The sequence below is a fragment of the Microcoleus sp. A006_D1 genome, assembly GCF_036702805.1.
GTDB lineage: Bacteria > Cyanobacteriota > Cyanobacteriia > Cyanobacteriales > Microcoleaceae > Microcoleus.
On sequence record NZ_JAUBVZ010000004.1, the window covers coordinates 375,493 to 396,200 of the forward strand.

Genomic DNA, 20,708 nt, shown 5'->3' on the forward strand with positions numbered 1-20,708 from the left:
ATTCCCCAATGCTGCCCCTTCACCTCGGCGGTTTTTAATCTCTCGGTAGATAGTCAATGTCTGTTGACTAAAGTGTAATCAACCCTGGAACCCTTGTTCCTGAATTTAGCTCAAAGTTGGCTGACCGTTGTTAAATTCCAGGCGACTGAATTTTAACAACAGAAACTTTTACCTTAAATCATAAAAGTCATATTTGTAATATTATATTTCGATTTGTATATAAAAACTGGTTTTTCTGTACTTCACTTACCTAAAAAGTTTTGTATTGCCCAGAAACCGAGTTTCTGACTCGCGCGTGCCCACCTCCGAAGAAAAAACCCGCTGCCCCTTGACAAGTCATACTCGTTATGAGTACGCTATAGTCAGCAAAAGAATTTAACCCAAGTACCCAAGGATTCAAAATCATGCTGACGAACCACGAAGGTCAAAGAGTACCCAAAGTCACCTTTCGCACTCGCAAAGACAACGAGTGGGTGGATGTCACCACCGATGATTTGTTTGCAGGCAAAACTGTAGCAGTCTTTTCTCTGCCGGGAGCATTCACTCCGACTTGTTCGTCAACGCACCTCCCCGGTTACAACGAATTGGCCAAAGTTTTCAAAGAAAATGGCGTAGATGAAATCGTTTGTATTTCCGTCAATGACACTTTTGTGATGAACGAGTGGGCAAAAGACCAAGAATCAGATAATGTGATGTTAATTCCCGACGGTAACGGCGAGTTTACTCAAGGCATGGGAATGCTGGTAGATAAAACAGATTTAGGCTTTGGCAAGCGGTCTTGGCGCTATTCGATGCTGGTAAAAGATGGCTTGGTTGACAAAATGTTTATTGAGCCTGAGGAACCGGGCGATCCTTTCAAAGTGTCCGATGCCGAGACGATGCTCAACTACATCAACTCCGCAGCAACCAAGCCGAAGGTGGTTTCGGTGTTTACAAAAATGGGCTGTCCCTTCTGTGCTAAAGCTAAGGCATTGCTGACTGCAAAGGGCTTGGATTATGAAGAAATTGTCTTGGGCCGGGATATCACAACCCGATCGCTCCGGGCCGTGACTGGCGCTACAACCGTGCCCCAAGTGTTTATCGACGGCAAGTTAATCGGCGGTTCGGAAGCTCTAGAGTCTTATTTGGCAGTTGCTTAGTTAGGGGAAAATACTTAGCCTGCGGGTGCGCAGTGCACACGTTACTCGTTGTACGGTATGCACTGCGCATCTTCGTTGTAGGGTGCGCCCATAAGCACCGAGAGCCGTATTGAGGACGATCGATCGAGCTTTCGCGTCAAAAGTTCGAGCGCACTATTGATCCATTCTCGTGCAACAATTATTTTTGAAGTAATATTAAAACGCAAAAAATGGGAGTGACCGATCGTGGATTTGAGTTTAGTAGCGTCAAATATCTTAAATCCACCAGTATTAGCTTTTTTCATGGGAATGCTGGCAATTTTTCTGAAATCTGATTTAGAAATTCCAGCGCCCATCCCGAAACTGTTTTCGCTGTATCTGCTGTTCGCGATCGGATTTAAAGGCGGCGTCGAACTATCCAGAAGCGGTTTCAACCAGCAAGTCGGCCTGACAATTTTGGCAGCGATGCTGATGTCAGCGCTAGTACCAGTTTATACTTTCTTCATACTGAAGATCAAACTCGACTCCTACAATGCCGCGGCGATCGCAGCCACCTACGGTTCCATCAGCGCCGTCACCTTTATCACCGCAACTTCCTTCCTCAAAGAACAAGGAATCGACTTTGACGGTTACATGGTAGCAGCGCTAGCATTAATGGAGTCCCCAGCAATTATCGTCGGTTTAATTCTCGTCAGCGTGTTCGGGGGGGAGGAAGGAAAACGCGAAATAGTTTGGTCAGAAGTGTTGCAAGAAGCCTTCCTCAACAGTTCAGTATTTCTGCTAATTGGTAGCCTAATTATGGGCATACTAACAGGAGAACACGGTTGGGAAGTTATGAGTCCGTTTACTCAAGATTTGTTTTATGGCGTTCTGACTTTTTTCTTGCTAGACATGGGGTTGGTTGCGGCTAGCAGAATTAAAGATTTGCAAGAAACAGGAATTTTTCTGATCGGCTTTGCAATCCTAATTCCGATACTTAACGCAGGAATCGGTTTAGTGATAGCAAAACTAATCGGAATGCCGCCAGGAGATAGCCTGCTGTTTTCCGTATTGTGTGCGAGTGCTTCTTACATCGCAGTACCGGCAGCAATGCGGATGACGGTTCCCGAAGCTAACCCAAGTCTTTACATTTCAACCGCCTTAGCAGTGACATTTCCATTTAATATCATTGTAGGGATTCCCATGTATCTATACGGAATCAATATGTTTTGGAGGTAAACTTATGGACGCAGTTAAAAGGATAGAAATTTTTGCGAATTCGGTGGAACTCCCAAAGATTTTAGACGGTTTAGACAAAGCTGGCGTCCCCGGTTATTCCGTGATTCGCGGTGTCGCGGGCAAAAGTACCAGGGGATATCGATCGCGCGATTTAGCAATGAGTATGCTGGATAATATTTATGTGCTGGTTTTCTGCGAGCCCGATCGAGTATCGGCAGTTGCAGAAAATATTAGACCAGTGTTAAATAAGTTTGGCGGGTCGTGTTTTATTTCCGATGCAGTGGAATTGCTCACTACTAAGTGCGTCGGGTAGTCAGTTGTCAGTTGTCAGTTGTCAGTTGTCAGTTGTCAGTTGTCATTGGTGATGAATGATTAGTCATTTGTGATTGTACCAATTCTGAAAAATATAGCTATATATAGCTATATATAGATTGCAGGCTATATGTGTAGGGACACGGCATTGCCGTGTCCTTGCGCGTATCTGTGACTTTAATCCTAGGCTTGAGGCTCCCAGAGTTGCCTAGGAGTGAGAATGCTAATCCGTTTTTGCTTTTGCATAAATCTTTTCTTATTACTTTAGCGCGATCAAAAAAAGGTGTTTTGAAAAAAATCTGTGTTGATTATAGCAATTTTACAATTTTAAAATTATTACCCATCATTAGCCAGGGGTCATTTCAAGATTAATTGCCCTTCCCCGCCCGCACCAAATTCAGAATTCTTAAGATATAGAAAAGAATCTGTTACCCAAATCAGTTAGCATGGTAAATTCTAAGCCACAACAGGCGATCCTCTTCGAGGGCTTCGCTAACGCCCGATCGACTAGCGATATTTTCAATAGGAGTTTAAACATGGCTGCATTAAAAGTAGGCATCAACGGATTTGGTCGCATCGGACGGCTAGTCATGCGTGCCGGCATCAAAAACCCCAACATCGAATTTGTCGGAATTAACGACTTAGTTTCGCCAGAAAACCTAGCTTATCTTTTCAAATACGACTCCACCCACGGCATTTACGACGGCGAAGTTGAAGGGAAACCAGACGGTATTATAGTTGACGGACATTTTATCCCCTGCACGTCGATTAGAAATCCGGCAGAATTGCCTTGGGGTAAAGCCGGTGCAGACTATGTTGTAGAATCTACGGGATTGTTTACCGATTTTGAAGGCGCATCAAAACACTTGACGGCGGGAGCAAAACGAGTAATACTTTCAGCACCGACCAAAGACCCGGAAAAAGTTCCAACTTTTCTAGTAGGCGTCAACCACCACAAATTTGACCCGGCAACAGATACAGTTGTTTCTAATGCTAGCTGCACCACAAATTGTTTAGCACCAATTGCCAAAGTTATCAACGATAATTTTGGTTTGGAAGAAGGTTTAATGACGACTGTTCACGCGATGACAGCTACTCAGCCAACTGTAGACGGGCCCAGTCAAAAAGATTGGCGGGGTGGACGCGGTGCGGCTCAAAATATTATTCCATCTTCGACTGGTGCGGCGAAAGCTGTTACTTTGGTGTTGCCGGAATTGAAAGGAAAATTGACGGGAATGGCTTTGCGCGTGCCAACTCCGGATGTGTCTGTAGTCGATCTTACTTTTAAAACTAGCAAGGAAACTAGCTATAAAGAAATTTGTGAGGCAATGAAAAAAGCTTCTGAGGGCGAACTGAAAGGTATTCTCGGATATACTGAGGATGCGGTGGTTTCGACGGATTTTCAGGGCGATGCGCGATCGAGCATTTTCGATGCAGGTGCGGGAATTGAACTGAATTCTAAGTTTTTCAAAGTAGTTTCCTGGTATGACAACGAGTGGGGTTATTCTTGCCGCGTGATTGATTTGATGCTGTCGATGGCCGAGAAGGACGGAATTTTGAATAATTAATTTTTTGTGGGGTGACATTTTGGGCTCGCCTGTCCACCCCACAAACAAATTCCTATGATTTTTTGTGGAACGGGCAAGATGCCCGTTCCTGACAATTATATAGCAACCTTCTCGGTAGTTAAAGCATTTTTAATTGCTGAAACAATTGGTTTCATCTTCCTTCTTTCCCAATGCCCAATGCCCAATGCCCAATGCCCAATGCCCAATGCCCCCTCCGTTCCTTTATATGTCTGAACTGCCACCGCTCAACAACGAAACTATTTGGGCTATCCTCAACGAAGAAATGGATGATGCTGCTGTCAACAGATTAGTTTGGCTGTATCTGGGCTACTGCTGTGATGCGGAGACTGGTAAGTGGAACAGTGCTGATGTTGCTAGCGAGTGGCGCGAAGAGTACCCGGAACCGCCGGATTTTATCGATTCTAGGCCTGCGACGGTGAAATTGACGCGATCGACTCCTCCAGAAAACAAGCAGTTGCTGAAAGAAAAATTGGGGTTTAAGGGCTATAAAATTGGGGAATTCGGGCCGAGACAGACTCGCAGGGCGACGATGGCTAATTGGTTGATGGGTTTTGTGGAAGCTGGGGCGTAGGAAAGTATCGAATATTAGGGATTGAAACATATATAGCGGTTCTCAAGCGTGGTGAGGATAGCCCATAGCCCATAGCCCATAGCCCATAGCCCTATGCCGTTCGCGTACCTCATATGAGAGCTCGAAAGGCTATATCACAGTCTTGTTTTGTTTGTATTTTTGGCTGCGCTAAATGCACAAAAATTAAATATTTTTAGCGTCAGAACAAAGTAAAGTCCGATCGCCCATTGCAACTTTATGACTCGCAACGCTGACATCAGACTGTTCCGTGAGTTTAAATAGTCTGATTTTATGATTTAAAGATTTGTCAATCTCACGCACCATACAACTACTGAATTTTATACTAATTATTAAAAGTCAAAGCGGATCGCGCCGGACACGGCAATGCCGTTTCCCTACAGATGCTTGCGTACAATAGACTTGAATTGCAAAAATCGCAAACAATCTTGAAATTATCTGCGTTAATCTGCGTTGATCTGCCTTGAAGGAGCGGTTGCTCTATCAATCAAAGATTTAGGCAATTCAAGTCTAATCTGTATGTATCACTACTTTTCAGAATTGTTATTAGTTTGTAGTGAGGAATGCAAGTCCCGATCGAACTCGCTCGGACTTCAATCCTCAGTACAAGCATCGTTGATTGCGAGTAATTAACCGGACTTGGTATAACTAAGGACTAATGACCGACGACTGATGACAATTAATTAGCATTGGGATTTGAGTTATAACCAACAGCGCATTTTCCCTGTTGAGTGGGGTTGGGAGTCGGGTTAGTTGCTACCTTAGAAACGGCATCTTGTTCTTGAATCCATCCGATTTCCCCCGCTTGCAGCTTGGCTCTTTCTACTGCCACTGTTGGCCGGGCGGCGGGAGAAAGCGAGGGACTGGCCACAGCCGGAGAGGGACTGACTGCTGGTTTTGAAACAGTAGAAAAATCTTTATTTGATTTGGGTTTGGGAGAGCTCGACCGCACTATTTCAGGAATCGAGCAAACTTTCAATTCTAGCCAATTGCCTTGAGGCGTAAGCTGTTTGTTTGTGACCTGCAAAATGCTGCCAGCATGGACTGTTCCTCTGACAGTCAACTCACCGATTGTGCCTCGCAAATCCAAGCGATCGCTCTCATTTCCCAATTCCCCAGCCGCAGAACTTTTAATCTCTATAAACGAGCCTTTTTCTAAAGAATTGACTGGAGAAGCTGCCGATTCTACAGTCTTCTCCGGTGTGCTTCTAGCATTAATTAAACCGCGTTTTCCGAAAATAGATTCCCCGGCAGTATCGATCGCGCGACCCACCGGAGGAATGAAAAAATAAGCAAATACACCCCCCAAACCTAACAAAAATACAATTTTCACCAGCAGCGAAAATAGACTTTTGCTTTTGTCCGGCGGCCGTACCAACTGTGTTTTCAGTTGAGAATTAGCATCGCCAAGGCTGGTGCTATCCGTCAAATCGGTTGGCATATCTTCGCTGTCGGCAATTTGTTCGATCGGCACATCTAAAGGTGCGACAGACAATTCTGTAAAAGTATTGCCTTCTTCCCTCAAATGTGCTTGACAGTGAATCAAAGCCACAGTGACGTTATCGTGACCGTTTCTAGTATTAGCAATCTCGATCAGCCGATCGCGCGCCTTTGCCACATTAATGCTACCGTCAAGAATCGGCAAAATCTCCGCTTCCCAACATTCCTCAACCCGGTCTTTATCGCTCAAACCGTCGGAACACAGCAGCAAAACGCAGTCCTCATCCACCGGAAAACGCTGCACGGTGGGGTGCAGAGTGTTCGAGGAAGTAATGCCCAAAGCTTGAATCAGAGCCCCGGCTGCCACTTGTTCCAAAGCATCTCGGTAAAGCGAGTAACCCAAACGCACCTCGCGGCAAGCTACATCATCGTCGAGAGTAACTTGATAGCAACCGGTGCGGGTAATCCAGTAAGCCCGACTGTCTCCGACGTGGGCGACGTAGAGTTCGTGAATATGAGCTAAAGCCATCACTAGCGTAGTTCCCATCCGCTGGCGGCCTTGGCGGTGTTCGGTGTCGTTGCGACCGGCTATTTTGTCGTTAGCAGCACAGGCGGCCCGTTCTAGCTTGGAAGTCAGGCTTAGCGGGTCCCAATTAGCTTGATGCAGGGGAATAAGCTGCAACTTTTCCCGCAGCACGTCAATCGCCAATTCCGAAGCCACTTCGCCGCCGTCTTGTCCGCCGATACCGTCGCAGACGATCGCGCAAGCTTCCGAGCCCGGGAGTCCGGCGAACACCGTACCGCTGGGGGGATAGCAAGCATCTTCGTTGTGAGCGCGGGATCTACCGACATCGGTGCCCGTGGCAATCTCGACGTGACGATCGTACGATCGGCCGCACTTTGCCAGAGCTTTATCCAACTGGCCCATCAATTGTTCACCGTGGCGCACTTGACCGGCCACCATTTGCTGGCAAAGCTGCCGCAAAAAATTGGCGATTGCCGGGTGAGCATCTTCCAGCCACTGTTGCCACAATTTGCCTAATTGCGACAAACTCGGCGGTTTGCGATCGGGCTGCAATTCCAAAAACCGGACTAACTGCCCTTCCACGCGCAGCAGTTCCGGAGTCAGCAGCGTCGAAGCCACGCCCTGAGCGATACAAGGCTGCCACAACTGTGCCATTTGCCACAGCCAATTGAGCTGTCGCATCGCGGCGGCTCCTTTCCAGGAGTCCGCCAATTCCGGCATTAAAGATTCCGTCACCTTCAAAATCGGCCCGTTTTCCAGCAGCCAGATATCTCCCGAGAGCTTGCTCGTCTGCGACGATACCAGGCCGTATACTTGAGGTACGTGCAACTGATAGGCAAACAGTCTCAAATAAGGAATGACTGCACTCGGAATCTCTTCCGGCAGTTCCGGCAACTGTTCGGGTTGAGTATCGACCAGAAGTCGATCGCGCTTGACCAAGTAGCGACCCGCAATCAGATCGCCTGGCCTACACGCTTTGATCCCTTCACCTACAGCCCACAAGTAGTGTTTTGGCACAGAGTTTTGCATTAAGGGTTCCTGAAGCCTTTGGGCCGTGCTGATCTGAACTATTTTAGCGCTTGAACCTCGACGGGTTGATCTGTGGCGATGATATGACACCCCCGCTTTTTCAGCAGACGGGGATTCTTAACGCTTCGCAGTCCAAATATCCTGATTTTTCGGGATCTGAGGCTTAGCGCACTTGCACTTTGATGTGCGTAGTGATGTCTGTCAATATCTTCGCCCTAAGTACCTATGACAAGTATTGAGCGATTCGATCGAACTCCTGACAATGTTTTAGGCGTGACTTTCCGTTTCACAACACTTGGACAAATTTATAGATTGTCCCGATTGCTTCCTGCTTCATCCTGGAGAAGTCGGCTTCACCAGTCCACAGGTACGAGGGTCAGATCGAGTTTACCTAGTTGTTGATTCTTCTCTTAAAATTGATACACTTCGCTGCTTTACTCCGCTATTTTCAGGTACTATTAAATTTCCCGGTTTTCGTGAACCGCCAATGTTTCAGGCGTTGCTCCTTTTAAAAGCTTTGTACCAGTTCTCAAGCCTTAAATTTTTCGCTTAGTTTTGGCGTTTTCAAAGTCTAGCACATCAGGGATTGGGCAAACTGTTAATAATTGAGTAACTTTGTCCAAGTCTTTAGTTACAGTTGCTAGCCCCCAGTCAAGGGTTCATTCAGTTGACAGTTGACAGTTGACAGTTGACAGTTGACTGCTTGAGGGCGACCTCTACCTGGAAGTCCGAGGATTGGATTCATTCAGTTGACAGTTGACAGTTGACAGCTTGCCCGCTTGCTTAGACAAGGGATGAGGGCGACCTCTACCTGGAAGTCCGAGGATTGGAGTAATGAATAGTCTGATTTTAATTTCTCCCTACAAGGCTTGGGGCTTTAAACCAATTTTTTCTGGTAAGTTTTAATGTCTTGTACTGGAACCAGTAGTTTACCATTTTGTTGGCGCCCGCATAAATCTTGAGATCGGCTTTCAAGGTTCGGCGATCGCGCGACCGTCAAGTCCTGAGCTTGACGGCACACGGTTTTGAGCACATTCCCCAGAGTGCCAACGAGCGAAGCAATCCCCACCCTGAGCGCGAATTGAGATTTTAGACGAACTCTGATGTTAGGATGCAGGTACGTAGAAACCATCGGAACGGGTAGGTATAAATCTATATCTATTCTTGATTTTCTCACCAAGGGTGTTCCCAGGCTCCAGTCCGAGTTTGGCAAGTAAAGTTAAATTTAACCTTACCCGCATACGGATACAAGTCCCCGATAGCAGTCGCGGGCCGCACCAAAATTTAGATATTAGTTCCAGCCCCCAGATTCATCTGTGAATTCAATCTCAAATCTCAAATCGACCGATCGCCGCAAACAAGCTGTTGAGTTTTTAACCATGCCCCCACATGAGTCCAGCGCCTTTGGCAAGAATTTGCCCGATCCCAAGCTACTGCCAGCAGTTGAGGTAGACGAAATGCTGACTAAAATTCAGCATTCTCACGGTTTTTATTACAAAGTGATGAATCTTGAGGTTTGGGCGCTAGTGGAAACCTTGGATAAGGTGTTTCCCGGCGCTTGGGGTCAGTTCATGACTAACCGCCAAGTTGCCGTAAAACACTTTTTGGAGCGCGATCGCGCTCCAAATTGTACTGTCGATCCCCAGGATACCGAGAAAGACGCTGAAACGAAGAACTGTGAGGATGAAGGATGAAGGATCGGCGAAGATTTTGCCAACTCTCCTCCTTTCCCCCTCTGGGCTTACAGGTGAATTTTGGCATCAACTCGGGGAAGTCCCATGCTGTAGTTGACAGCGCGGCTGTTGAGGTTGTAGCTGATTTGGCCTTTTTGTAAGAACGATCGCACCAAGTGCTCCAATTCCGAACCGATGCGGCGGAGGTTGTATTCAGTCAAGTCTTCGCCCTCGTAAGCGTCTACGAGTTGGTCGAATTTGGCATATACCTGTTTGACTGACTCGTCGTTCCAGTTGAGTTCGTTGTCTGGGTCAATGTCGATCGTCAACAGGTCGTTGCTGGGTACGAGTTCGTTATCTTCGAGGATGGCGGTGTATATGCGAATATGGCGGGTTGTTGACTTGAGCTGCATGAGTTCTTATGTGTAAAGATTTTTTCCTGAACCTATTGTAATGGCTGGGAGAGGCGCGGGGAACTGGGGATGAGGAGGATTGAACCGCGAAGGCGCTTTCATGCGCGAAGGAAGAGAGGGGGAAGGGGGAAGGGCTTCTTTGGAGTGTCGTATTTTCGCGATCGCCCAGAAACCGGGTTTTTTCGAGATATTTCGTTTGGGCCCGCAGATTCGGCCAAAAACCCGGTTTCTCAGAGTCGCACGGGGGTCAGAAACCGGGTTTTTCGAGATATTTCGTTTGGGCCCGCAGATTCGGCCAAAAACCCGGTTTCTCAGAGTCGCACGGGGGCCAGAAACCGGGTTTTTTCGAGATATTTCGTTTGGGCCCGCAGATTCGGCCAAAAACCCGGTTTCTCAGAGTCGCAGCGCTTAAATCCAGAAATATAAGGACTGAAGTCCTTACTACAAACATCACACTTCCATTTATTCGTGAGTTGTGCCGTCTGGCATAATTGCACCTGCGAGTTTAGCACTTGCCATATTTGCTCCAACCAATTTGGCATCTTTCAGGTTAGCTTTTTCTAGGTTGGCATGAGTCAAAGTTGCTCCGCGCAGGTCTGCTGAAGCGAGATTTGCTGCACTCAAGTTAGCGCCGTTAAGGTTAACTCCAGAGAGGTTAAACCCGCTCAATTTTTGATCGCTCAGATTAGCGCCCTCAAAGTTTACTCCTACCAAATTTACCCCTGTTAAGTTGGCGCCATTCAAGTTGACTCCCCGACAGCAAACCCCAGTCAAAATTGCCCCACTCAAGTTAATTCCGCTGAGGTTGGCTTGAGTTAAGTTTGTCCCTGTGAAGCTTACCCCACTTAGATTCATGCCGCTCAGATTGACTCCTTCAAGGTTGACCCCTATCAAACTTACCCCACTTAAGTTAACGCCACTGAGGTTTGCATAACTTAGGTTAACTTTAGTTACCTTCGCTTGACTTAGGTCTGCTCCTGTCAGGTTAACATTATGTAGACTTGCCTGAGTTAGATTAGCTCCACTGAGGTTTGCCACAGTCAGGTTTGCCTCATCAAACTTGGCTTCGCTTAAGTTGGCTTGACTCAAATTTGCATTAATTAGTCTTGCGTAATACAAGGTTGCTTTAGTTAAGTTTGCCCCGCTTAAGTTGACTTCAATCAAATCGGCTTGTTGCAGATTTGTCGAGTTTAAGTTTGCCCCTTGTAGGTTAGCTCCAATCAAGTTGGCCTTCACTAGGTTGGCATTACTCAGGTTGGCATTGCTCAGGTTTGCTTGACTGAAACTAATGGGATATTCCAGAGTTTTTCCGCTCAAATCGACTCCTGCTAAGTTAATCCCTGTAAAATCCCGTTCTCCCTGGTTATACCGCCGTAAAAATTCCTCAGCAGTGATAGCAGGTTCCTGACTTTTTGAAACAGAATCATCAACATCCTTAACAGAATTATCAACATCTTCCTCAGCTTTCAAATTATCAGCATTCACAGGATTAGCAACAGAATCTCCCGCCACTTTTTCCCGCAATTGGTTGTCAACCCGATCGCAAAAAAGCCTCAAAACCTCAGCATCATCAACCTTCCCACCAGCATTCGCGCCCTGAGTAACCGCATTCTCAACATAATACTTGTCTACAAAACTTTGCAACCCAGCATTATATCCTTGTCCTACCGCCTGAAACCTCCATTCACCATTCTTTCTGTACAAGCGTCCAAATTCTAAAGCCGTTTCTTGAGAAAAAACATCGTTTAAATTGTACTTAAAAAGTTCGCTTCCCGTCTCACAATTGTAAAGCCGGATGAACGCATTTCTGACTTGACTAAAATTTTGCTTCTTTTCCTGTCCGTCGTGAACAGTAACAACAAACACAATTTCCTCAACAGCAGCATCAATTAGACTCAAATCCACATAAACCGTCTCGTCATCGCCTTCGATTTGTCCCGTTGTGCTGTCTCCCGAATGCCGCACCGCACCGTCTGGCGATGTCAAATTGTTGTAAAATACAAAATACTTTTCATCGGGAATTCGACCGTCAGCGCCTAACATGAAAACAGATGCGTCAATGTCGTAGTTTTGTGCTGTTTGGCTGACTTGCCATCCCAGGGCGATCGCAACTTTATTGAAATCTGGAGCTTCCTTAGAAAGATTAAATCTGTCACCCTTCGTTAATTCGATGCTCATGTTCGATAATTACCAGATATTTTAAATTAGCGATTTCGATATTTTAAGCGATTAGTTAAAGCAATGTCTAGCTCATATATGGGATCGGGCGGGCGGGTTTACAGGATTTCTCATTTGTATTACAGACAAGGCGCGAACTCGCCCCTACGAGAATTATACAAAATCTGTTCTTCAGTCCGCGGAGGCGGACATCGTTTGTGTAGACGCGATTTAAATCGCCGAGTCCTTCGTTTGTGTAGACGCGGTTTCAATCGCCGAGTCCTGCTGCTATTCTTATGCTAAGGGTAACAAGATTTCAAATTCGGTGCCGATGCCTAATTCCGATCGCATTCTGAATGCACCGCCGTGTTTTCCCGTCACGATTTGATAGCTAACTGCTAAACTGGTTTCTTTGAGGGCGCGTTTTTCGGTAGAGAATGATTCTAAGATTTTTTTGTACTTGTTGGGTGACATTCCTTGCCCGTTATCTGCTATGCGAATTGAAACCCAGCGCTCGTGAAGTTTGTCTAAGTCGATCGCAGGTTCGGGACAGCACACTTGAGTTGTAATGTCAATCTGAGGCTGGCGATCGAAGTTTTTGAGTCCTCCACCGTTGAACTCTTTCGCCAATTCTTGACCGACTGCTTCGTTAATTAATGTATTGATCGCATTGGTCAAGATATTCATAAATACTTGGTTTAGCTGTCCTGCATAGCACGGCACTGGCGGCAGGTAGCCGTAGTTTTTCACTACTTTGATTTCTCTGGTCAAACGACTTTTCAGCAGCAAGAGTATGCTGTCTATATTGGCGTGCAAGTCGGTGGGTTTGGGATAAATATCGTCGATGTGGCAGAAGTTTTGCAAACTGGTTGCCAATTTGCTCAAACGTTCGGCTCCGGCTTTGATGCTAGCAACTGTGCGGAGGAAATCGTTTTGCAAAAAGTCATAGTCTATCTCTTCTTTGAGCCGTGCTATTTCTGGCGGGGGATCGGTACAGTGCGCGTCGTAAACTGATAGCAATTCCATTAAGTTTTTGCTGTAGTCGCTGACGTAGGTTAAATTTCCCCAAATAAAGCCTACCGGATCTAAAATTTCGTGGGCGACTCCGTTGACTAAACGGCCTAAACTAGCCATTTTTTCGCTTTGAATCATTTGTGTTTGGGCTCTTTCGTAGCGGACTTGAGTTTCTATGCCGCGAATTTGCCAGTAGGCGATGTTTAGTGCGTGAGGGTCTAAGAGGCGGTAAGATTGGGAGTCTATTTGGACGACGATGGGTTCTGACTGCAATTCGGGCGATCGGCGCAGAGCTTGTGGAGCTGCTGTCAAAATGGTTGTACTCTCTGCGAGCAATAATATTTCGACGCGAGCGTAACTGTAGAGAACTTTCAGCGGTAGGTGCAAAAATAGCTCGGGGCCTTGGGGTTTGAGCAAATATTCCAGCAGTTGCCTGCGGGATATCATGCCAGCAAACTCTCCTGCTTCCAGCAAGACAGCTCCGGGCACCAGGGGATGCTGTTCAAAGATTTCGGCAACTGCCACGGCCAAGCAGCTCGATTTTACCTGAAAGTCATACAGGGGCAAATCCCAGAGGGTAGACTCTAGGGAAAGGTCTTGATGGCTGCCTTCGGAGAGTGCAGGGCCTCGTAGTTTGGAACTGAATTTATTTGCCACTAGAACTTTTAGTTACCGAAACACCCGCTCGATAGTGAAATGAGAACCTACTACTAAGCTAGCCGATCTTTTCACCGCAGGAGCAAACCTGGAGACTGTGTTTGAGTTAATCATGTTTTGCGAACTATTGGCAGAAGGATTTCAAATTTGGTGTTTTCGCCGGGGTGCGATCGCAAGTTCAGTTGGCCGCCGTGCTTTTCTGTGACGATTTGATGGCTGATCGCCAGCCCCATACCGCTGCCTTTACCTGCTGGTTTAGTGGTAAAAAAGGTGTCAAATATTTGCTGCTGATTTTCTGGGGCAACGCCGGGCCCGTTATCGGCTATCAAAATTGCTGCCCACGTGCCGTTTGCGGTTTCTATCACTTGAGTGGTAATTTCGATTTGGGGCTGCCAGTTATCGAGGCACTGGGCGTGTTTTTCTCGATCGGCTGCGTACTCTGTCAGGGCATCGATAGCGTTAACTAACAAATTCAAAAACACCTGACTCAACTGGCCGGAGTAGCCTCTAACTGGCGGCAGTTCGCCGTAATTTTTTACCAATTCTATGCTATTTTTAAAGCGGTTTTTCAGAATCAACAGTGTAATCTCCAAGCATTCGTGAATGTCTGTCTCTACTGGCTTGGTCTCGTCCATGTGAGAGAAGTGGTGCAGCCCGTTAACTATTTTTAGCAATTGCATGGCTCCCAACTTCATCCCTTCTAATGTGACTGGCAAATCTTCTTGTAAAAAGTCAAATTCAATTTCTTCTTTGATGGCATGAATTCGGGGACAGGGTTCCGAATATTCTTCTTCATAAGCCGACATTAGCTGAAGCAAGTTTTCAAAATAAGACAGCAGAAAAGTCAAATTTCCCCAAATACAGTTAAGCGGATTTCTAATTTCGTGGGCTACTCCTGCTACAATTTTCCCCAAACTAGCCATTTTTTCGGTTTGGATGAGTTTGGCTTCGGTTTGTTTTTGGAGCAGCTTATTTGTTAATTGGTGAATTCTACCTTGAGCGACCATTAATTGGTGTACGTCTAACAGCTTGTAACTCTGCGGTGCTACTTCGACTACTACGGGTTCGTAAACTAATGCTGCTGACCTGTAAAGCGATTCTTGGGCGGCTTCTACTATTAATTTACTGCCGGGAAGCACCAGCACCTCTTGTTTAGAAAACCTGTACAATACCTCTATCGGTCGCTTGAAAAACATTTCTAATCCGTAGCGGCGGCTAACTTTTTCAAAAAATATACGCCTCGATAATATACCTACAAAAATACCTCGATCGGTCAAAATTACGCCGGGAAGCATAGAATTTTCTTCAAAAGCCTGGGCTACTTCTTTTGCCTGTTGAGTTAATTCAATTTGGCAGTTGTAGAGCGGCAGGTCTAAGAGAGTTGATTCTAATGATATGTTCCAAGTACAAATCTCAGGTATATGCGACACTGATAACTCCGAGCTAATCTCATGCACAGCAAACATAGATGAAACCCCTGTTAAAGTTGTATAGATGGATAATTTGAGTTGCTATTAATTGGTAGCAGGTAATGGCTAGAGGGTAATTGCTAATTTGTCTAATTTAAACAGCACCCGATGGGAAAACCCGATCGCCCTGGCATTGTCTGCTAAAGATTTTGTTTCTAAATCAATGTTAAACGATCGAAGCTTTTGTGGAACTTACGGAGCTCTGCTGTCAACTTTTTACCATGATATACCCGGAGATCGCGTGTTTTCCGAAAATCTTAAAAATCTCTCAACGGATTTTAGTGCTCTATTATACTATTTTTCTGGTGCTGGTAGGGAATTGCGGAATTGGGATAGCGGGCGATCGGTGAATATACGGGCATGGATCGAGGGATCGAGGGCGCGGATGGGCGATCGTCTTAGAGACTTGAGATCGAAACGGTCAAGACTGGGGTGGAGGCAAAAATCGGCAGATTGTCTAGCATTTAAGTGAGAATGCAAATGCCAGCAACTTCCCAACTCGGACTACCGTCGGTTTTTTGCAATCTGCAATCTGCAATCTGCAATCTCAAATCGTCTCAGGGTTCCACCTCCGGCCAGAGGCGTTCTAGCTGATAGCGCCAAGCGGCGAGAGTCTGTTCGCGTGACTGTCGCCCGAGTTCCATTTCGCCCATCAATCCTTCTGCGTAAAAACGGTCTAAAGTCTGGAGGGTAGTTTCTATGGACTGTCCCTGCATTTTGGCAGCTTTGATGATTTGACGGATGCGGCTTTCGATCAAATCGCCAAACAAGTCGGACAAACCTCGTTCTTGCAAAGCCAGCAGTCGGGCGACGGCGGCCGAGAAATCTGTGGCGGCGAGAGTGGGAAAACTGTGCTGAAATACTCCCCACAAAACGTTTTGATGTATGGCGTAGCGAGTTTCGAGGGTGGTGTCAAAGTTAGCTTCTAGCAGTCGATCCAGAAAGGGTTGAGCTTCCTGGGAATCGGCGATGGGTAGCAAAATCCGCAGCCAAGTCTCGTCTTCTGAAAGTAGGACTAATAGGCGAAATTTCGGGGTTTGGACTTGCCAAGAAGTAGGGGCGGGCGTCTCCACATTTTCGCCAAATAAGTCTTTAAGGGTATTGCTAATTTCTTCGGGGGTCATGGCAATTTTAGATTTTAGATTTTAGATTTTAGATTTTAATTGTCAAAGTTTGTGACATTTTACCAGTATCCCCTAGTATCAACTCAATCGAAAATCGCCAGTCGAAAATCGATTTAGGGTAGCCAGCGGGGATGATAGCCAGCAAAGGGCAGTTCTTCTGGCTGTACTTTTGCGGGAGAACCGTCTGCGGGTATTTCTAATAAGGGTAGCACCCAGAGGCGGCTTGTGGCGATCGACTGTCCGCTATCATTGCGGGGACTATCTGCTGCTGTGGGTTTTGCTGTGGTGACAGATTGGTCGAAAATTAATGCCAGTCCGTCGGGGGATAAACTGATTTGGGTATCTAATTGGTTGGGCAAAACTAGCAGCGGTTTGATGGTTCCTACCAAACGGATGCCCTCTTTTTTGAGGTCGATGGCGGCGATGAAAGGCTGTTCTTTGTAGCTTTCTGTTTTCAGGCGTTGGGCTAACAAGCAGTAGAGGCGCTGGATTTGGTTGTCTTTGTTTTTGCGGGGGTCGAAATAAACGGCGATGATGCTACCGGGAATCCGCAGTATTTCTTGTTCTGCGCCTTGGTTGTCTAAGATAAAGAGCGATCGAGTGTAGTCGCTGTTGTATTTAACGTAGGCGGCGGCGGAGTTGTCTCGGGCCATCCCCAATACTTGTTCGTATTTGGGCAAAAATTCTACTGGATCGGCTTCGGGTGTGAGGGGGACGATCGCTAATCCTTGTTTTTGAGATATTACCATCGATTTGCTGTCGGGGCGAATCATAAAATCTCCGCCTTGTTGATTTTCCAAGGGTTTGGGCGGCAATTTTTCTGACAAAATCCAAGGACTGAAATCGCCGGGATTGCGGCGGTTGACGCGCTGGACAATGATGATTTTTCCGTCGGCTGAGAGGTCAAATTTGAGGTTTTGGTAATCTTTGGAATCTAATATTTTGTCGATTCTACCTGCTGGCTGGGTTGGTTGGGGCTCCGATCCGGGGGATTGGGGATTGAGGCCGGTGGTGACTGTAAATAGTTCTTGATTTAGGGTGCCGCCGGTACGGGCGAGCGATCGATCTGTGGCTGAGAATAAAATGCGATCGCTGTCGGGATACGGTTTAAAATCGGTAACCACTAAATCTTTGGGAGTCAGCGGTATCGGTTTCGATTCGCTGCTTGAGAGATTGACTAGCATTAATCTGCTTTCTGTTTCGCCTTGGACGCCGATGTAAACAAAAGCTCGATCGCGACTGCGAAAGGAACTGCTAAACGGTTGAATTGGCGTTCCTTTATTTTGGTTGTTTTCTCCAAAATACTTGTCGGTTGCTCCGGCGAGTTTTACTGTGTAGGTAACGCCGTAGGGCGCTGGATTTTGGAGAGTGTAAGCCATGCGGCGGCCGGCCCAGCTAAATTTACCGGGGAGGGGGGGTTCTAGCTTTAAGTTTTCCTCGACGGTGGAGTGGTTCATCGGCCGAAAAAACGTGAGGATAAAGCCGGTATCTGCGGCGCCGATTTGTTTGTTTTCCCAGGTAAATTCTCGCACTTTGGGCGCTGTGCGATCGCCGCTCAGCAGCAGCAGCCCCATTAAAAAGCCTAGCACGAGCATCAGGATAATCGCCGTGCGGTCGATCGGCTGTTTGAATGGCAGAATAGCGAAGGGCGAAGGATTAATTTTTTTGTTAAAAATACTCACAAATCTTTCTCTCCTATTGCTGCTAAAAAATAACTGCCCAATTTTCCCTCTTAAATTTTACACTCCTGGGCGCACTCCTGACCCTCAGAAACCAGTTTTTTTTACCATGAGAAAAGGCTGCAATGCGTCTTTTGGCAAAAAACCCGGTTTCTGAAAATTTTTGTGTGTCTAGGACTGTTTGAGATTTGAGATTTTTAATCTAATCTCAAATCTCAAATAGCCAATTGTGCGATCGGTTGATGGGTAACGCTGGCGCTCTACCCATCCTACTAATAATCATGACGACTACTTAGCTTAGATCCATTTCACGAATCCTTGACGATTGGTATCTTGGAACTATGATTAACCCCTGACAGTGTATACCGCGATTCCGGTTCGGGATATAGCTTAGAATATTTGCTGTCATAATGCCTGACCTCAAAATAGTTTAAGTTTGACGGGTGAGGCTTATATATGGAGAAACATTCCAAAAGACAAAAAGTTGCTGCACTCTCTAAAGGCCCGACATTCACTATTTGATTTTTGAAGAGGCGACCTGATTTGATCCACAGTTTCATCTGCTTTCTTGACAAACAGTAAAATGCTGCATGAGGATTATTAAACTCAGCAAATTTGACACCTTCTATCTCTACACTAGATAGCTTATTTACCAGAAATGGTTTCGTTATTGTCAAATCAATATATCTCTTGGTTCCTTGATACATTTCATAACGGTTTGGGTAAAGAATAGCATTCTCATCCCCGCTTTGTCGGTTAAAATTTTCTAATTTTTCTAGAGTGAAAGCATCGTACAAAACAATGTCATCTTCTATGAATAAAAACCAGTCAAATTTTTCAACTCTTTCGACAAATTCTTCCTGAAGTCTAAACCCTACAAACATGGGGTCGCAATCAGGGTCTTCTTGTATCTGAATGCACTTAATTTGATATTCAGGTAAATAGGCTGTAACGTGCCTGTTCGGTAGAGTTTGGATCGAAATACTCAGGTCGCAATGAGCAAAACTCGTCAACAGTCCATCTATTGTGTGCCTGAGTCTCTCTATTTTTGCTGCGGCTTTTTCTGGATTGTTAGATTCTTCAACTGATGTAATGTGTGCGACAGCAGCAAAGACTTTGGGGCGTTCTTTTTCCGGCTGTTCGTTTTCTTTGAATAAATTTATGATGCGAGTTTTTTGATGAAAAAACATCATTTTAGTATACCTGCTGGCCACTCGCGATATTTCTTGTAACAGAGCCATTTGTAAAAAGATAAAGTGCATTACTTTTCTTCTTTTATTTCCCTCTAACATACAGACAATCTCCTTTTTGTTTACTGAAACAGTTGATTGATTGGGATTAAATCCATCGGTGAGATTTTATCGATCGGTAGCCCGCCACCCAGAGACATTCTAACACCAAGTATGATTGCTAGTACCCCTAAAAACAGTGCTGTCAACTTGATATCCTCCCAAAAACAAGTTAGCCCTTCTTTCCAAAGACCGTAGCTAATTACTAAATAAGTAGGAATGTCGCCGACAGCTACAGCAATCACCGCACCTAAATTACCCATGAAATGATATCCTACTGGGATGCCAATAGCGATACTCAAGAAAGTTGCGAGATTGCCCATAGCTCCGTACTGAGATTTTCCGACAGCTAACAAACAGGAACCCATCAAATTGTGGAGAGTAGTGTGCCAGATACCTAAAGCCAAGATTGGCATCATCCAAGATGCTGCTAAATACTCTTTCCTGTACAGTGTTAAAATTAGCTGATCTCCAAAGCTCACAAAAATTGCTAAGCCTATGGCCAAAGGTATCAGAATCAAGTTGCGGTTTTTGACGATTTTGGCGCGCAATTCTTCCCGAGGCAAGTCTGCTAGCATCGAAATAGAGGGAAAAATTACCCTACCTGCGAGGGCGATGATCACTTGGCGAGGCATATCGCCGAGGGTAAAAGCGATTCCGTAAATGCCCAACATTGTTAAACTAAATATTTTACCTAGAACTAGGCGATCGGCTTGAGAACATAGAAAAAATAAAACCGTAGACAAAAATATCCATTTCCCATAGGAAAATATTTCTTTAGCTGCTGATTTATCCCAGGCGAAGCGGTTTGACTTGCCTGGAATCAAAAAATGGCTCCATACTAACTCTAAGCAAGAGCCTGTAAAACCCCCTGCGAGGATAGCCCAGATACTGCGATCGAACCATGCCCACGTAATCATCACTGTAGTAGAAATGATCTGTATAACCAACTCAAAAACTACTACTTGCTTGACGATCATTTTGCGTTCGAGACTGGATACGGAAGTAGATTTAAACCCTCCTATTAGAGTATTTATACTGATGATTGGAATCAACCACTGGAGACGAGGTTCTCCATAGAAATTAGCAACTGGCCAGGTGATTATCATTAAACACAACCAAACAAATAAGCTGCGAAAAACTTGCATTGTCCAAGCGGTGTTGACAAATTCCGGCTCTTCTCCACGCTTGTTTTGGATGATACTTGGGCCCAGACCTATGTCTGTGAATAGGTTGACACCTGTGATGAAAACGTAGGCTAGACCCATTAGACCAAATAGTTCTGGTAAAAGCAGGCGTGTCAGGATTAGGTTGCTGCCAAATCGGATAATTTGACTGCTTCCATAGCTGGCGATCGTCCAGGCAGCACCTTTGATAGCTAATTTTTTTTCTGCTGACATATAGTGAGAATT

The 20,708-nt window shown here is 45.7% G+C and carries 16 protein-coding genes; 7 read left to right on the top strand and 9 right to left on the bottom strand.

What is annotated here, in order from left to right:
- Positions 1 to 404 precede the first annotated feature (404 nt).
- The 5 genes from QUB68_RS09975 to QUB68_RS09995 all read left to right on the top strand — a co-directional run bounded on the left by QUB68_RS09975 (position 405) and on the right by QUB68_RS09995 (position 4,808).
- A complete protein-coding gene (locus QUB68_RS09975) occupies positions 405 to 1,139 on the top strand; it encodes a glutathione peroxidase (RefSeq protein WP_332991760.1) in 735 nt (244 codons plus the stop codon).
- Between the two features lie 225 nt (positions 1,140 to 1,364).
- A complete protein-coding gene (locus QUB68_RS09980) occupies positions 1,365 to 2,336 on the top strand; it encodes a sodium-dependent bicarbonate transport family permease (protein ID WP_332991762.1) in 972 nt (323 codons plus the stop codon).
- Between the two features lie 4 nt (positions 2,337 to 2,340).
- Entirely contained in the window at positions 2,341 to 2,649 is a 309-nt protein-coding gene (locus QUB68_RS09985; protein ID WP_332991765.1) for a P-II family nitrogen regulator, read from the top strand.
- Positions 2,650 to 3,184: 535 nt separating this feature from the next.
- Positions 3,185 to 4,216, top strand: a complete 1,032-nt coding sequence (gap, locus tag QUB68_RS09990) for a type I glyceraldehyde-3-phosphate dehydrogenase (RefSeq protein ID WP_332991953.1) — start codon at positions 3,185 to 3,187, stop codon at positions 4,214 to 4,216.
- 226 nt (positions 4,217 to 4,442) lie between these two features.
- Positions 4,443 to 4,808 (top strand): DUF1823 family protein, encoded by a 366-nt coding sequence (locus QUB68_RS09995; protein ID WP_332991767.1) that lies wholly within the window; start codon positions 4,443 to 4,445, stop codon positions 4,806 to 4,808.
- A gap of 697 nt (positions 4,809 to 5,505) precedes the next feature.
- Here QUB68_RS09995 and QUB68_RS10000 read toward each other — a convergent pair.
- Positions 5,506 to 7,809: a protein phosphatase 2C domain-containing protein gene (locus tag QUB68_RS10000; RefSeq protein WP_332991769.1), complete on the bottom strand. Its 2,304-nt coding sequence runs from the start codon at positions 7,807 to 7,809 to the stop codon at positions 5,506 to 5,508.
- 1,328 nt (positions 7,810 to 9,137) lie between these two features.
- Between QUB68_RS10000 and QUB68_RS10005 the strand changes: the two genes are divergently transcribed.
- Positions 9,138 to 9,515: a hypothetical protein gene (locus QUB68_RS10005; protein ID WP_332991771.1), complete on the top strand. Its 378-nt coding sequence runs from the start codon at positions 9,138 to 9,140 to the stop codon at positions 9,513 to 9,515.
- A 47-nt stretch (positions 9,516 to 9,562) separates the two neighbouring features.
- On the opposite strand, the gene QUB68_RS10010 is transcribed toward QUB68_RS10005, so the two are convergent.
- The 4 genes from QUB68_RS10010 to QUB68_RS10025 form a co-directional block, all read right to left on the bottom strand.
- Entirely contained in the window at positions 9,563 to 9,907 is a 345-nt protein-coding gene (locus QUB68_RS10010) for an NAD(P)H-quinone oxidoreductase subunit M (RefSeq protein ID WP_332991772.1), read from the bottom strand.
- Positions 9,908 to 10,369: 462 nt separating this feature from the next.
- The gene (locus QUB68_RS10015; RefSeq protein WP_332991774.1) at positions 10,370 to 12,085 is read right to left on the bottom strand and encodes a pentapeptide repeat-containing protein; all 1,716 of its coding nucleotides are present in this window, start codon (positions 12,083 to 12,085) and stop codon (positions 10,370 to 10,372) included.
- Between the two features lie 273 nt (positions 12,086 to 12,358).
- Positions 12,359 to 13,735, bottom strand: a complete 1,377-nt coding sequence (locus QUB68_RS10020; RefSeq protein WP_332991776.1) for a sensor histidine kinase — start codon at positions 13,733 to 13,735, stop codon at positions 12,359 to 12,361.
- Between the two features lie 110 nt (positions 13,736 to 13,845).
- A complete protein-coding gene (locus tag QUB68_RS10025; RefSeq protein ID WP_442923064.1) occupies positions 13,846 to 15,201 on the bottom strand; it encodes an ATP-binding protein in 1,356 nt (451 codons plus the stop codon).
- 88 nt (positions 15,202 to 15,289) lie between these two features.
- On the opposite strand from QUB68_RS10025, the gene QUB68_RS10030 reads away from it, so the two are divergent.
- On the top strand, positions 15,290 to 15,676 hold the full coding sequence (locus QUB68_RS10030; protein WP_332991781.1) for a hypothetical protein: 387 nt from the start codon (positions 15,290 to 15,292) through the stop codon (positions 15,674 to 15,676).
- 85 nt (positions 15,677 to 15,761) lie between these two features.
- Here QUB68_RS10030 and QUB68_RS10035 read toward each other — a convergent pair whose 3' ends face one another.
- The 4 genes from QUB68_RS10035 to QUB68_RS10050 form a co-directional block, all read right to left on the bottom strand.
- The gene (locus QUB68_RS10035) at positions 15,762 to 16,328 is read right to left on the bottom strand and encodes a hypothetical protein (protein ID WP_332991783.1); all 567 of its coding nucleotides are present in this window, start codon (positions 16,326 to 16,328) and stop codon (positions 15,762 to 15,764) included.
- A gap of 113 nt (positions 16,329 to 16,441) precedes the next feature.
- A complete protein-coding gene (locus tag QUB68_RS10040) occupies positions 16,442 to 18,010 on the bottom strand; it encodes a hypothetical protein (RefSeq protein WP_332991785.1) in 1,569 nt (522 codons plus the stop codon).
- A 305-nt stretch (positions 18,011 to 18,315) separates the two neighbouring features.
- The gene (locus QUB68_RS10045; protein WP_332991787.1) at positions 18,316 to 19,200 is read right to left on the bottom strand and encodes a hypothetical protein; all 885 of its coding nucleotides are present in this window, start codon (positions 19,198 to 19,200) and stop codon (positions 18,316 to 18,318) included.
- 119 nt (positions 19,201 to 19,319) lie between these two features.
- Positions 19,320 to 20,696 carry an oligosaccharide flippase family protein gene (locus tag QUB68_RS10050; RefSeq protein ID WP_332991789.1) on the bottom strand — a complete coding sequence of 459 codons (1,377 nt, stop codon included), beginning with the start codon at positions 20,694 to 20,696 and terminating at the stop codon, positions 19,320 to 19,322.
- Positions 20,697 to 20,708: the final 12 nt, after the last annotated feature.

Coding starts and splice junctions, on each gene's coding strand:
- QUB68_RS10025 (WP_442923064.1), bottom strand. CDS start 15,201: ATGTTTGCTGTGCATGAGATTAGCTCGGAGTTATCAGTGTCGCATATA.
- QUB68_RS10015 (WP_332991774.1), bottom strand. CDS start 12,085: ATGAGCATCGAATTAACGAAGGGTGACAGATTTAATCTTTCTAAGGAA.
- QUB68_RS09995 (WP_332991767.1), top strand. CDS start 4,443: ATGTCTGAACTGCCACCGCTCAACAACGAAACTATTTGGGCTATCCTC.
- QUB68_RS10045 (WP_332991787.1), bottom strand. CDS start 19,200: ATGATGTTTTTTCATCAAAAAACTCGCATCATAAATTTATTCAAAGAA.
- QUB68_RS10035 (WP_332991783.1), bottom strand. CDS start 16,328: ATGACCCCCGAAGAAATTAGCAATACCCTTAAAGACTTATTTGGCGAA.
- QUB68_RS10050 (WP_332991789.1), bottom strand. CDS start 20,696: ATGTCAGCAGAAAAAAAATTAGCTATCAAAGGTGCTGCCTGGACGATC.
- QUB68_RS09975 (WP_332991760.1), top strand. CDS start 405: ATGCTGACGAACCACGAAGGTCAAAGAGTACCCAAAGTCACCTTTCGC.
- gap (WP_332991953.1), top strand. CDS start 3,185: ATGGCTGCATTAAAAGTAGGCATCAACGGATTTGGTCGCATCGGACGG.
- QUB68_RS10010 (WP_332991772.1), bottom strand. CDS start 9,907: ATGCAGCTCAAGTCAACAACCCGCCATATTCGCATATACACCGCCATC.
- QUB68_RS09985 (WP_332991765.1), top strand. CDS start 2,341: ATGGACGCAGTTAAAAGGATAGAAATTTTTGCGAATTCGGTGGAACTC.